Raw genomic sequence first — 12,733 nt, forward strand, 5'->3', positions numbered from 1 at the left:
ATCGAACGTCCCGGCGGAATTCCGGCGGATGCCGGTTCTCACCCGCCGGGCCCGCCCTGACCTCGCCTGACGAGTGTAGGGCCCGCCACCGACAGTAATGCCGGGCTCCGGCCGCCGACCAGCGGATGACGGTGAATTTCGGACGTTCGATGATGTCCGCGCCCGGGTCCGGTATAAGTTCCCCCGGGAGCAGTCTCATCAGAGCGGGGGCAGTGCAGTGGCTACGGGCACGACAGTTTTCAGCAGGGTGACGGTCGTCGCGCCCTCGACCCGGATCGACGTGGCGCTGCCCGCCGACGTCGCGGTCGCCGATCTCCTCCCGATGCTGCTGGACATGGCGAAGGAGTCGTCGCCGGACGGCGGCGCCCGCCACGGCGGCTGGGCGCTGGCGAAGCTGGGCGACGCCCCGCTCGACCCGAGCCGCACGCTGGCTTCGCTCGGCGTCGTCGACGGTGAGCTGCTGCAGCTGCGCAAGCGCAACGAGAACCCGCCGCCGCCGCTCTACGACGACGTCGTCGACGCGATCGCGGAGTCCTCCCCGGACAGCTTCCGGCCCTGGACCAAGGAAACGGCGAACCGCTTCGGACACGTCGCGGGCGGGCTGGCGCTGGTCGCCGCCGCCATCGCGCTGTTCATGAGCGGGTCGTTCTACGGCGGCAGCGCGCTCGGCGCGGCCATCGCCGGCGGCATCGGCGCGATCGCGTGCGTCGCGGTCGGCGCGACGCTCGCCAAGGCCTACCAGGCGGAGGCGACCGGGGTGCTGATCGCCGCGGCCGGCGGCCTGCCCCTGGCGTTCGTGAGCGGCTTCTACATCGTGCCCGGGTTGTCCCTGCGGGCGAACCTGCTGCTCGGCGCGGTCCTCGTGATCATCGTCGCCTCGGTCTGCATCATGGTCATCGGCGCCGGCATCACGACGTTCATCGCGGCCGCGACCGCGGGCACCTTCGGCGCGCTGGCCTTCCTCTTCGGCACGCTCGTCGCGCACCCGGGCGCCGGCATCGCGGCCGGCACGGTCGCCGTCGCCCTCGCCTGCATCTCGGTCCTGCCGCGCGCCACGATCTGGCTCGCGAAGCTCCCGCTCCCGCACGTCCCGGGCAGCGCGGAGGAGCTCAAGGAGGACTCGGGCTTCCCCGACTACCGGGCGATCGAGCGCCGCACGGCGATCGCGCACAACTACATGACCGGCCTGATGATCGGCTGCGGCGCCACGGTCGCGGTGTCCGCGATCATCGCCGCCACCGCGCCCGGCGCGTTCGGGATCATCCTGGGTGTCGTCGCGAGCCTCGTCCTGATGCTGCGCGCCCGCGCGTACGCGAACGGCAGCCAGGCGATCGCGCTGCTCACCACGGGCCTGGTCTCGGCGACCGGGATCGCCGCCGGCTGGCTGGTTTCGGCGAGCGCCCAGAACCGCCTGCTCTACGTCTTCGGGGTGCTGATCCTGCTCGCCGCGGGCGCGCTCGTGGTCGGCGTGATCTTCCCGAACCAGCGCTTCTCGCCGCCGCTGCGGCGCACGGTGGAGATCATCGAAGCGCTCTGCATCGCTTCGGTGCTGCCGCTCGCCCTGGGTGTGATGGACCTCTACACCACCCTGCGGCACCTGAACTTCAAGTGACCGGATCGGGTGACTCTCGGATGGTGGTAGGACGGCGTTTCGGCGCCACTCGGCGCACCACGACCGCGTTGCTGGCCGGCACGCTCGGCGTGCTGGCCCCGCTGGGCGCCACGGCCCCGGCCGCGGCCCAGACGACACCGGCCGACGGCTACTTCGCGAGCCCGCCCCCGGTGGACATGAGCAAGCTGATCCCCGACTCGCGTCAGCCGGACAAGAAGTACAAGCCGTCGAAGGGGTGCGTCCAGCGCAGCACCCTCGGCCAGAACATCGTGCTGAAGAACCGGCCGTGGGGGCAGGACTACCTGCAGATCTCGGCCGCCCAGGCCATCGTCAAGGCGGCCACCGGCGGCATCGGCAAGGGTGTCCGGGTCGCCGTGGTCGACACCGGTGTGACGCGGCACCCGTGGTTGCAGGACCTCAAGTCGGGTGGCGAGTACGTCGCGAAGCCGGGGAACGGCCAGCCGGACGGGCTCGAGGACTGCGACGGCCACGGCACCGAGGTCGCGGGGATCATCGCGGGCAAGCCGGACAACCCGGAGGTCGGGTTCGTCGGGGTCGCCCCGGACGCGACGATCGTGTCCTACCGCCAGCTGAGCGAGAACTACGAGCCCGACACGTCGACGACCACGCCGCCCGCGAGCAACACCGCCGGCGGCACGCCGTCGTCGAGCACCAACCCGCCTTCCGGCACCGAGACCTCGCTTCCGCCCTCCGGCGGTGGTGGTGGCGGCAGCGGTGAAGGCGACCAGACGTCGCCCGGGCAGTCGAACGGCGGGCGCCAGCTGGAAAAGGCCGGCACCGCGGGCACCCTGAAGACGCTGGCCGAGATCATCCGCGGCATCGCCGAGCGGGGCGAGGCCGACATCATCAACATGTCGGTCGACAACTGCCGGGCCGCCACCGGCGGGATCACCGACGGCGAGCAGCAGGTCCAGGCAGCCGTGCACTTCGCGGCGGAGAAGGGCGTCGTGATCATCGCCGCCGCGGGCAACGCGACGGACACCTGCCCGCAGAACGACCAGCCGGACGCGAAGCGCCCCAAAACGATCGTGACTCCGCCGTGGTTCGCCGACGACGTGCTGTCCGTCGGTGCGATCGACGAGAACGGCGGCGTGGCGCCGTTCAGCGTCCACGGGCCCTGGGTCGGCGTCGCCGCGCCCGGGACCAAGATCACTTCGCTTGACCCCGCCGAGGGATCGGACGGGCTGGCCAACCTGACGTTCGAGAGCGGCGACAAGGCCAGCGAAATCCAGGGAACGAGCTTCGCCGCGCCCTACGTCGCCGGCCTGGCGGCGCTGGTCAAGGCCAAGTTCACGAACCTCGACGGCCGGGGCATCGTCAACCGGATCAAGCAGACCGCGCAGCACCCGGCCGCCGCGGGCGGTCGTGACAACTTCGTCGGCTACGGGGTGATCGACCCGGTGGCGGCGCTGACGGCGAGCCTGCCGTCGGAGGTGGGCGGCCTGGCGCCGATCCCGGCGCCGCAGCAGGCCCAGCTCCCGCCGGCCAACGACCGCGACTCGACCCCGATGATCGTGGCGCTGGCCGGCACCGGCGGCGGCGTCGCGGCGCTGCTGATCACCCTGTTCGTGATGCGCACCATCCGCCGCAACCGGCCCGAGGAAGCCGCTTCCCGGCGCTGATCCGGCGTCACGTCGCCGGCGGCGCCGGGGGTTTCTTCGGCTTCGGGGCGTTTTCGTCCTCGCCGATCACCGGGGGCGCCACCAAGCCCGGCTCCCCCAGCAGTTCCGACGACTTCACGATCGGCCGGTTCTTCGACGGGCGGCGGCCGCCCTGGCCGCCGCCGAACGAGCCGAAGCCCATCATCGGCATCATCGGCATGCCCGACGCGTTCTGGTGCGCCGCACCGTCTTCGGCCGGCTGGGGCGCCGCCGCCGCGGCGGGCTGTGCCTCGTCCGGGGTGCCCGCGCCCGTGTGCTTGGGCTCCGCCGGGTCGCCGTCGCCGCTCGCCGACGACGGTGTCGTCGACTCCTCGGCCGAGGACGGTGTCGTCGCATCGGCCGAAGAAGGCGAACCGCCGGCGGAGGCGGTGTCTTCGTGCAGCGCGAAGCGCTCCTCGGGGTACCGGTGCGCGATCTCGATGCTGCGGGCCGTCGCGTCGGGATCGTCGACGCCGTCGCACAGCCGGTCGAACGCCTCGAGGACGTCCCGCGCCGTCTCGTAGAGCGCCTTCGCCGATTCCTGCGTCTCCCGCAGCTGGGTCCGCGCCCGGTTGGCGCCGCCGCTCGGCAGCGTCATCGTTTCGGAGATCAGGTCCGCGGCGTCGACCAGGACCTCGACGAGGTCGACGACGACGTGGCGGAGCGTCGTCACCAGTTCGTCGAGCGCGCCGGCGAGGACGGTCAGCGCCTCCTGGAGGTCGCCGCCCGCCGCGCCGATCTCCCTGATGTACGCCACGAACGCATCGGCGTCCCGGCCCTCCCAGCCGCCGTCGAGCCGGCCGAGGCCCTCGTCGAGCCGGGTGGACACCTCGGCCGCGGCGCTCGCCGCCCGGCGCAGCCGTTCCGCTTCGGCCCCGAGGTCGGCCCAGCGGCCGATCAGCGGGCGGAAGTACGTCTCGACGGGGTCGATCAGCCCGAGCTGGTGCGAGACGTCGGTGACGTACGCCAGGTACGGCTCGGCCGTGGCGGCGATCTCGGCGCCGTCCGCGTCCGGGGCGAAAGCCACCACGGGCACGGCCGGCGCCGGAGCGGCCGGCTTGGCCAGCGGGTGCGGGATCGAGTCCGTGGCTTCCGGTTCGGCGAACATCACCCGAGCTCACCGGCCCGCTTGATCAGCGCCGCGGCTTCCGCGTCCTGCCCGCTGTGCCGGACCGTGACGTGCCGCAGCGCCTCCGCGGCCGACTTCAGCGCCTCGGCGCCGTCGGTCAGCTGACGCCGCAGCGCGCCGGCCGCGCGGCCGTACGACTCACCGAGCCCGATCCGCGCCCCCAGCGGGCCGTAGGACTCACCGGAAACGCCTTCGCCCCCCACGTCGGCCGCGGCCGCACGGAGGTCGTCAGCGGCCTCTTCAGCCGTCCGGGCGTACTCGGCGACGACCACGCCGTCCATCCTCAAGCCGGCCATGGCATCTCTCCGCTCGCCAGAAGATCCGTCGGGCGTAGGACGTCCGTCGCCGCCCGATGGTTCCGCCTCAGCCGCCCGCCTGCGCGGCTGGGGCCGGGAACGAGCCGGCGTTCGGGTCGATCGGCACCGAGTCGAACTGCTTGAGGACGTCCTGGGTGTTCAGCGAAGCCCCGGTCGGCAGCAGGCCGATGATCGACTCGGGGGCGGGCTGCCGGTTGTTCAAGCCGATCGCGTCCGCGGTCGCGGCGTCCGGGACGCTGTAGCGGATGCCGCGGTCGGAGATCAGCTGGATGGTGCCCTTGCCGAAGCTGGCCTGGCCGGTCGCGGACTGGACCACCGCGCCGAAGCCGGGCTGGAGGTAGAACCCGTTGATCGGCACGCGGTTCGGGCCCGGCGTGGTGACCTTCGTCGTCGCGAACTTCGGGCCGTGGCTGTTCTGGCCCGGCAGCAGGGTGTCGATGTAGACCGAGGTGTGGCCGTCGCGGTTGGCGCCGTCACCGACGACGGACCAGCCGAGGCAGGCGACCGCCGAGTTCTTCGTCGCGTCGAGGACCGTCGGGACCGAACGCGGGAACGAGTCGACCGGGATGTAGTCGGCGTCGCCGGACCGCAGCACGCGGATGCCGGACAGCTTGTCGAGCCCGAGGGTTCGCAGCGAGCTCGCACTGCCGTGCTTCGCGACGCGCACGACGTCGGCGACCGCCTGCGACACCTGCTGGATGCCGTTCGTGGTGATGGCCCAGTACTGCGGCTGCTCACCCGTGGGCTGCGTCGAGAAGACGTCGCCCGCCACCAGCCCGTCGAGGTCGGCCGGGGCCGGGCCGTCCGGGATCTGCGGCGGGGTCAGGCGCGGCACCTCGGGGATGGCGTTCAGCAGGCCCGGCGTGATCTTCCGCGGCTTCTGGTTCAGCAGCTGCAGGGCGGTCGAGACCGAGTTGTGCAAGTCGCTGGTGTCGATCTCGGCGCGGACGGTGTTGGCGTTCGGGCGGTTCTGTGTGCTCGGCAGGCGGTAGATCAGGTAGGTCTTGCCGTTGTCCGCCTTCGCCAGCAGCGCTTCCTTCTCCCCCAGCTCGGTGCCGAGGCCGCTCGGGGCGACGCCGCCGAAGACGGACGTCTCGGTCTTGCCGATGTCCGGGTTCGGCTGCGTCGGGTCCAGCAGAACCTGGTCGCACACCGCCCAGTTGGGGGTGATCCGCTGGGACTCCGTCGGGATCAGCTGCGGTCCGTCCGGAATTCCGGTCAGTTTTCCGCGCGGAATGTCCTTCAGCTGGTCGTCGGAAACGACGGTGGGATTCTTCACAGCCGCGGTGCTCGCCGCGGCCGGAGCCGCGGCGCCGGGGCTGTTGCCCGCGTTCGGCTGCTTCTGCTGGGCCAGCAGAAGAAGCCTCGCGGACGCGAGGTTGAACGTCGGGACGAGCGTCTTCGGGTTGCCCATCACCACGTAGACCGTGCCGGACTGCTCGCCGATGACGATGTTGCCGGCCTCGGGCACCGACGGCGCCGGGCTGAGCAGGGCCAAGACGACGAACACGATCGCGACGAGGGCGCCGAGCACGACCCCCACGATCGTGGCCCGCGTGTGGGTGCGCATCGGGTCGTGCAACATCACGGCGTCCCGCCGGACCAGTGCCGACTGCATCCGGCGCAGGACGAACTTGTAGGCCTGAACCTGAGACTTAGTCGTCGGTGTTGATGGCATTCTCGACCTACAGTCCTCCCCGTCGCGGTACGGTTCCGCAGGATAGCCGTACGGGGACCGTCTGGTGTGGGGTTTCTACCAACTCAAGCTAGGGTCGGACACCCCGGGACCCGGCTTCCGGATACGCAGTGAACTCGAGGGGAAGAGAAAGCGCGGATGTCCGTCACCAACCCTCCACGTCCGCCTGGCCCGCCTGGGCCCCCGCCGCCCGGGCAGGGACGTCCCGGCCCGCCGCCGCCGCGGCCCGGGAGACCCGGTGGCCCTGGTGGAGTGCCGGGCGGTCCGGGTGGCCCCGGTGGCGGTCCTGGTGGGGTTCCCGTTGGTCCCGGCATGCCTCCGCGCGGCCCCGGTGGTCCCGGCCCCGGTCCCGGTGGTCCTGGCGGCCCGGGTTCCGGCGGACCTCGTCCCGGTGGCCCCGGTGGGCCTGGCGGTCCCGGTGGGCCTGGCGGTCCCGGTGGGCCCGGCGGCCCGGGTGGACCTGGCGGTCCCGGCGGACCTGGTGGCCCCAGCGGCCCGGGTGGCCCCGGCGGTCCTCAGGGACCCGGCGCCGGTGACTCCGACGGCCCGTCCGCCCCGGCCGCCGCGACGCGGCTGGCCCCGCCCGCCCGGCGGCGCTCCTCGGGCGTGAACCTCGGCCCGCTGCCGGTGGCGAACCTCGTGGTGCTCGAGGTCGGCCTGGCGGTCGGGCTCGTGCTGCTCGCGATCGACATGTCGCTGAAGTACGTCGGGATCGGCATCCTCGCCTTCGCGCTCATCGTCGCCCTGCTGCGCTGGCGCGGCCGCTGGTTCACCCAGTGGGTCGGGCTGACGACGCGCTACTCCTTCCGCTCCCACGACCGCGTCGCGGAGCCGCTGCCGCCGAGCACCGTCGAGGAGCTGGCCGCCGAAGAGACCACCGTCACGGGACCGGACGACGCCCGCGTCAACCTGCTTCGCATCGCGGTGCCGGACCTCGTCGTCGCGCACGGTGTCGACCACGAGCGCCAGCAGGTCGGGCTCGCCTGGAACGACGGCACCTGGACGGCGGTGCTGCTGGTCGAGCCGACCCCGGCGCTGATCACCCAGGCCGGCGGCGCGCCGAGCCTGCCGCTGGCGGCGCTCGCGCCGTGTCTGGAAGACCGCGGCGTGATCCTCGACGCGATCCAGATGATCTGGCACTGCTACCCGGGCAGCGCGGCGCTGCCGTCGGACTCGCCGGCGTTGAGCTCCTACATGGAGGTGCTCGGCCCGCTGCCCGCGGCGGCGCGGCGGACGACGTGGGTCGCGATCCGGCTCGACCCGAAGCGCTGCCCGGCGGCGATCCGCGAGCGTGGCGGCGGTGTTGTCGGCGCCCACCGCGCGCTGATCGGCGCGCTTTCCCGCGTGCGCAACGCGCTGGAGTCGCAGGGCGTGCCGACCCGGCCGCTCGACCCGGACGAGCTGCTGCGGGCGAGCATTTCGGCCGCGGAGCTGACTTCCGTTGCCGGTTCGCCGAACAAGGTGACGCTGCAGGAGCGGTGGTCCGGCGTGACCGCGGCCGGCATCGGCCACGCGAGCTACGCGATCACCGGCTGGCCGAAGGGCAAGATCAGCGGCAGCCTGGACGCGCTGACGAGCGTCCGCGCGCTGTCGGCGACGCTCGCGATGTCGATCTCGCCGGCGTCCGACGAGGGCAAGATCGGCCTGCGCGGGGTGGTCCGGCTGAGTGCGCGCAACCCGCGTGAGCTCGACGCCGCCGACCAGCGGCTGCACGGGCTGTCCGAGCGGCTGGGAGTGGACCTGACGCCGCTGCGCGGGTTGCAGGTCTCCGCGTTCGCCGCGACGTTGCCGATCGGAGGCACAGCATGAGTACCCGCGTCCGTGACGCCGGGCAGAACGTCGGTGTGGCGCCGGAGTTCACCGTGGACCCCGCGATGCTCGACGCGATCAGCCCCTCGGGCGACCGCGGCGGCATCGTGCTCGGCTCGGGCCTGAAGGGCGAGCCGCTGACGATCTCGGCGCTGCGCTCGACGCCGACCCGCATCGTGCTCGTCGGCGGGCTGTACCTGGCCCGCCAGGTCGCGATGCGCGCGATGGCGGTCGGCGCGTGGGTCGTGGTGGCGACCGGGCGCCCGACGGAGTGGCAGGTGCTCTCCCGCGCGGCCGGCACCCGCGACGGCCGGCCGTCACCGCTGGTGCAGATCCGCCGCCTGTCCCCGGTCGAGCTGCCGCGGCCGTCGGAGGACGCGCCGCTGCTGGTGGTCACCGACGGCGGCCCGACCCCGCAGGACCTGTTCCCGCCCCGTTCGCCCTGGCAGACGACGATCTACGTGCTCCCGTACCTGCACCCGCAGGCGGGCGCGACGGCCAACGCGGCGGACCTGGTGCTGATGCAGCGCCTCCCGGCGGGCCAGGCCGAGCTGGCGGCCCGCATCTGGCGGCTGCCGCCCCAGATGATGCGCCAGCTGACGACGTTGAAGGACGACCAGGTGGTGGCACTGGGCCGCAACCTGTGGCGGCCGCTGAGGCTCGTGACGACGGGCAAGGAGCAGCAGCTCCTCGGCCCGGTCCGCCGCGGCGACTGAGTCCACTTCGGACGGATGGAAGCGGGTGGTTCCCCCTCGGGGAGCCACCCGCTTTTTCGTCGCCGGCTCAGCCACACCTGTGAGTGACAAACAGCAAGTATCAGCTCATTGACATGACGTAGCGAACCTTCCAAGATCAATTGATCCCGTTCGACGGGCTCAGCACACAATCTTGGGAGGGTTTGTATGCGCGTCCTCAAATCCGTTGCCGTATTCGCCGCATCCGCCGCGCTTTTGGCGGCGAGATTCACCCCGACGGCATCCGCGGCGACACAGGCCGCTTGCCCGGCAGGCAAGATCTGCCTGTACACCGGCGAAAACGCCACCGGCCGGATGGCCTCGTTCGAATGGGGCTCCCCCGACCTGCGAGGACAAGGCGTCGACCACGCGATCTGGGTGATCAGCAACCACCCGCGAGGCATGTGCCTCTTCCCGGGCTACAACTACAGCGGTTATTCGAACGGGATCGGCCAAACCGTCTCACGAGGGTTCCGGGTCAGCCCCGCGAGCTCGGTCAAGCCCTGCACCGGATAGGCGCCATCCGCTAGGCGTCCGGCTGGGACGCGCTGCAGATCCAGTTGCCGGAGGCGTTCTTCAGCAGCCTCGGCGGCGTGTTCACGAAGTACGCGTTGACCTGGCGGTGCGGTCCGTCGTGCCAGAGGGTTTGCTCGTCCCAGGGGCCGTAGCAGTCGGTGTAGTGGTTCCCGTTGTCCCAGTCCACGTGGATCAGGGCGAAGGTGTTGGCGCAGTGCCGGTAGTGCGCGTCCATGCCCTGCGAGCTGTACCCGCACGGGAACGGGACCGGCGCCGCGGAGGCCGTGGCGGGGATCGCCAGGACGGCGCCGAAGGTGACCGCGATGCCCGCGGTGATGCGACGAAGACTTGTCGACATGCCTCGAACATGCCACATCGCGGACGGCGTGCTCGCCGCCTTCACCCGATCCGATGATCTTGTCAGGGTGACGTGCGGACGTTCCGCGTCTGCTCCGCCCGGGCCGCCAGCTCGGCGTCCGGCGGGTAGTCCACCGCCGTCAGCGTGAGGCCGTGGGCGGGCGCCACCGCACTGTCTCGGACCCCGCTCGCCAGCACTTCCGAAGGCCAGTCACGCCCTCGGCGGCCGTCGCCGACCAGGAGCAACGCTCCCACCAGGCTGCGGACCATCGAGTGGCAGAACGCGTCCGCCGAGACCGCGACCTCCAGCAGGTGCTCGTCCGCCCGGCGCCACTCCAGGCGCTGCAGCTCGCGGATCGTCGTGCCCGTGTCGCGCTGCTTGCAGTACGCCGCGAAGTCCTGCAGCCCCAGCAACGCCGAAGCGGCGTCGTTCATCGCGTCCGTCGACAGTGGACGATTCCAGGCCAGCGTGTCGTTGCGGCGCAACGGGTCCACGCCCCACGGCGCGTCCGAGACGCGGTAGCGGTAGTGGCGGCGGATCGCCGAGAACCGGGCGTCGAAGCCCTCGGGCGCGATCCGGGCGCCGAGCACCCGCACGTCGCCCGGCAGGAGGCGGTTCCAGCGGCCGGTCATCCGGGTCAGGTCCGGAACGCCCTCCGGGGACACCGGGACCCGCCCGGCCGCGCCGGGGTCGAGCGGGACGACGTCGACGTGCACCACCTGGCCGCTGGCGTGCACCCCGGCGTCCGTGCGGCCCGCCACGACCACGGACTTCGGCACGGACGCTCCCGGCGGCTGCCGCTGCAACGCCTCCTCCAGGAGGCCCTGGACGGTCCGCCGGCCCGGCTGGCGGGCCCAGCCCGAGAAGTCCGTGCCGTCGTAGGAGACGTCCAGACGCAGACGAACGAGCCCGCCGTCCCCAGCGGGGAGGGCGGGCTCGTCCGGAACGGCTTCCGTCGTCAGGACTCGTCGTCCTGCTGCGACGGCGGCAGCGAGAAGCCCGCGGCTTCGGCAGCCTCGGCGGAGGCGAACCACACCTCGGCCTTGGTCTGCTCGTAGTACGGGCTTTCCTCGGTGTGGTAGTACTTCGACTCGTCGTTGCCCTTGATCGGGAAGCCCTCGGGCTGCGTCCCGTCCTCGAGCGCGGCGTGGCTGCCCTCACCGTAGGGAGCCTCGGTAGCGGCTTCCTCGGTGGCCGCAGCAGGCACAGCCTCCACCGGCTTCTCGTCCTTGGCGAACTTGGTCTTGCGCGCGCGCTCGGCCTCGCTCGTCACGGTCTTCTCGTTCACCAGCTCGATGACCGCCATCTTGGCGTTGTCGCCCTTGCGCGGCATCGTCTTGGTGATCCGGGTGTAGCCGCCCGGCCGCTCCGCGAAGTGCGGACCGATCTCGGCGAACAGCTTGTGGACGACGTCCTTGTCACGGACGACGCGCTGAACCTGACGGCGGTTGTGCAGGTCGCCCCGCTTCGCCTTCGAGATCAGCTTCTCGGCCAGCGGACGGACCCGCTTCGCCTTCGCCTCGGTCGTCGTGATCTTGCCGTGCTCGAACAGCTGCGTGGCCAGGTTGGCCAGGATCAGCCGCTCGTGCGCGGACGACCCGCCGAGCCGGGCTCCCTTGGTAGGGGTGGGCATTGGTTCTCCTCGTTCAGCTCACAGCGTCCAGGCTCAGCGCCTCAGAGCTGCTCGGTCTCTGCGTAGTCCTGGCCATCGTCGTGGCCGTCCGAAATCCCGTCGGCGATGCCACCGACACCCTCCGACCAGCCTTCACCGTCGTAGCTGGCGGCCGCCGCGGTCGGGTCGAACCCGGGCGGGCTGTCCTTCAGCGCGAGGCCGAGGCCGACGAGCTTGAGCTTGACCTCGTCGATCGACTTGGCGCCGAAGTTGCGGATGTCGAGCAGGTCAGCCTCGGAGCGCGAGACGAGCTCGCCCACCGTGTGGATGCCCTCGCGCTTGAGGCAGTTGTACGACCGGACGGTGAGGTCCAGGTCCTCGATCGGCATCGCGTAGGCGGCGATGGTGTCCGCTTCCTGCGGCGACGGGCCGATCTCGATGCCCTCGGCGTCGACGTTCAGCTCGCGGGCGAGGCCGAACAGCTCCACCAGCGTCTTGCCGGCCGACGCGACCGCGTCGCGCGGCGTGATCGACGGCTTGGTCTCGACGTCCAGGATCAGCTTGTCGAAGTCGGTGCGCTGCTCGACACGGGTGGCCTCGACCTTGTAGGTCACCTTGAGCACCGGCGAGTAGATCGAGTCGACCGGGATCCGGCCGATCTCCGCGCCCGCCTGCTTGTTCTGCAGGGCCGGAACGTAACCGCGGCCGCGCTCGACGACGAGCTCGATCTCGAGCTTGCCCTTGCCGTTCAGCGACGCGATGTGCAGGTCCGGGTTGTGCACGGTGACACCCGCCGGCGGCACGATGTCGGCCGCCGTGACCTCACCGGGGCCCTGCTTGCGCAGGTACATGGTGACCGGTTCGTCCTCTTCCGAGGACACCACGAGCTCCTTGAGGTTCAGGATGATGTCGGTGACGTCTTCCTTCACCCCGGGAACTGTGGTGAACTCGTGCAGCACGCCGTCGATGCGGATGCTCGTCACGGCCGCGCCCGGGATGGACGACAGCAGCGTGCGACGCAGCGAGTTGCCGAGCGTGTAGCCGAAGCCGGGCTCCAGCGGTTCGATGGTGAACCGGGAGCGGGTCTCGTTGACCGTCTCTTCGCCGAGAGCCGGCCGCTGGGAAATCAGCATTTCTTCCTGGTTCCTTTCCAGACGACGCCCGCCATATGACGTCGAAGGGATGGCGCGGGGGGGGGGGGGGGGGGGGGGGGGGGGGGGGGGGGGGGGGGGGGGGGGGGGGGGGGCGCGGGGGGGGGGGGGAAGGGAGGGCGAGGCGGACGAGACCCA

13 protein-coding genes are annotated in these 12,733 nt (G+C 71.7%); 6 read left to right on the forward strand and 7 right to left on the reverse strand.

The genetic code is table 11. The annotated features are described in order from the left end of the window. Positions 1 to 247 precede the first annotated feature (247 nt). Together eccD and ACZ63J_RS11915 are read left to right on the forward strand one after the other, a co-directional pair. On the forward strand, positions 248 to 1,612 hold the full coding sequence (gene eccD, locus ACZ63J_RS11910) for a type VII secretion integral membrane protein EccD (protein WP_465405858.1): 1,365 nt from the start codon (positions 248 to 250) through the stop codon (positions 1,610 to 1,612). A 20-nt stretch (positions 1,613 to 1,632) separates the two neighbouring features. Further along, a complete protein-coding gene (locus ACZ63J_RS11915; RefSeq protein WP_465405860.1) occupies positions 1,633 to 3,255 on the forward strand; it encodes a S8 family serine peptidase in 1,623 nt (540 codons plus the stop codon). A 7-nt stretch (positions 3,256 to 3,262) separates the two neighbouring features. Here ACZ63J_RS11915 and ACZ63J_RS11920 read toward each other — a convergent pair whose 3' ends face one another. The 3 genes from ACZ63J_RS11920 to eccB form a co-directional block, all read right to left on the reverse strand. Further along, positions 3,263 to 4,381, reverse strand: coding sequence for a WXG100 family type VII secretion target (locus tag ACZ63J_RS11920; RefSeq protein ID WP_465405862.1), 1,119 nt, complete (start codon positions 4,379 to 4,381; stop codon positions 3,263 to 3,265). Further along, positions 4,381 to 4,698 (reverse strand): hypothetical protein, encoded by a 318-nt coding sequence (locus tag ACZ63J_RS11925; RefSeq protein ID WP_465405864.1) that lies wholly within the window; start codon positions 4,696 to 4,698, stop codon positions 4,381 to 4,383. Before ACZ63J_RS11925 ends, ACZ63J_RS11920 begins: the two co-directional genes overlap by 1 nt. A gap of 67 nt (positions 4,699 to 4,765) precedes the next feature. Continuing rightward, positions 4,766 to 6,397, reverse strand: coding sequence for a type VII secretion protein EccB (gene eccB, locus ACZ63J_RS11930; RefSeq protein ID WP_465405866.1), 1,632 nt, complete (start codon positions 6,395 to 6,397; stop codon positions 4,766 to 4,768). 256 nt (positions 6,398 to 6,653) lie between these two features. Between eccB and ACZ63J_RS11935 the strand changes: the two genes are divergently transcribed. The 4 genes from ACZ63J_RS11935 (at position 6,654) to ACZ63J_RS11950 (ending at position 9,474) form a co-directional block, all read left to right on the forward strand. Further along, a complete protein-coding gene (locus ACZ63J_RS11935; protein WP_465405868.1) occupies positions 6,654 to 7,025 on the forward strand; it encodes a hypothetical protein in 372 nt (123 codons plus the stop codon). A gap of 17 nt (positions 7,026 to 7,042) precedes the next feature. Further along, the gene (gene eccE / locus ACZ63J_RS11940) at positions 7,043 to 8,224 is read left to right on the forward strand and encodes a type VII secretion protein EccE (RefSeq protein WP_465336107.1); all 1,182 of its coding nucleotides are present in this window, start codon (positions 7,043 to 7,045) and stop codon (positions 8,222 to 8,224) included. Continuing rightward, positions 8,221 to 8,940: a hypothetical protein gene (locus ACZ63J_RS11945; protein WP_465308694.1), complete on the forward strand. Its 720-nt coding sequence runs from the start codon at positions 8,221 to 8,223 to the stop codon at positions 8,938 to 8,940. Before eccE ends, ACZ63J_RS11945 begins: the two co-directional genes overlap by 4 nt. Positions 8,941 to 9,126: 186 nt before the next feature. Continuing rightward, positions 9,127 to 9,474, forward strand: coding sequence for a peptidase inhibitor family I36 protein (locus tag ACZ63J_RS11950; RefSeq protein ID WP_465405870.1), 348 nt, complete (start codon positions 9,127 to 9,129; stop codon positions 9,472 to 9,474). A gap of 10 nt (positions 9,475 to 9,484) precedes the next feature. Here the strand turns inward: ACZ63J_RS11950 and ACZ63J_RS11955 are convergent, their stop codons facing one another. From ACZ63J_RS11955 to ACZ63J_RS11970, 4 genes are all read right to left on the reverse strand, one after another. Then, complete coding sequence (locus ACZ63J_RS11955) at positions 9,485 to 9,832, reverse strand: DUF6355 family natural product biosynthesis protein (protein ID WP_465405872.1); 348 nt, start codon at positions 9,830 to 9,832, stop codon at positions 9,485 to 9,487. Positions 9,833 to 9,894: 62 nt separating this feature from the next. After that, positions 9,895 to 10,725: a tRNA pseudouridine(38-40) synthase TruA gene (gene truA / locus ACZ63J_RS11960; RefSeq protein ID WP_465405880.1), complete on the reverse strand. Its 831-nt coding sequence runs from the start codon at positions 10,723 to 10,725 to the stop codon at positions 9,895 to 9,897. 65 nt (positions 10,726 to 10,790) lie between these two features. Beyond that, on the reverse strand, positions 10,791 to 11,465 hold the full coding sequence (gene rplQ, locus ACZ63J_RS11965) for a 50S ribosomal protein L17, sunset domain variant (protein ID WP_465405874.1): 675 nt from the start codon (positions 11,463 to 11,465) through the stop codon (positions 10,791 to 10,793). Positions 11,466 to 11,506: 41 nt separating this feature from the next. Beyond that, entirely contained in the window at positions 11,507 to 12,598 is a 1,092-nt protein-coding gene (locus ACZ63J_RS11970; RefSeq protein ID WP_290052252.1) for a DNA-directed RNA polymerase subunit alpha, read from the reverse strand. Positions 12,599 to 12,733: the final 135 nt, after the last annotated feature.

It is taken from the genome of Amycolatopsis sp. NPDC104863, assembly GCF_055582965.1.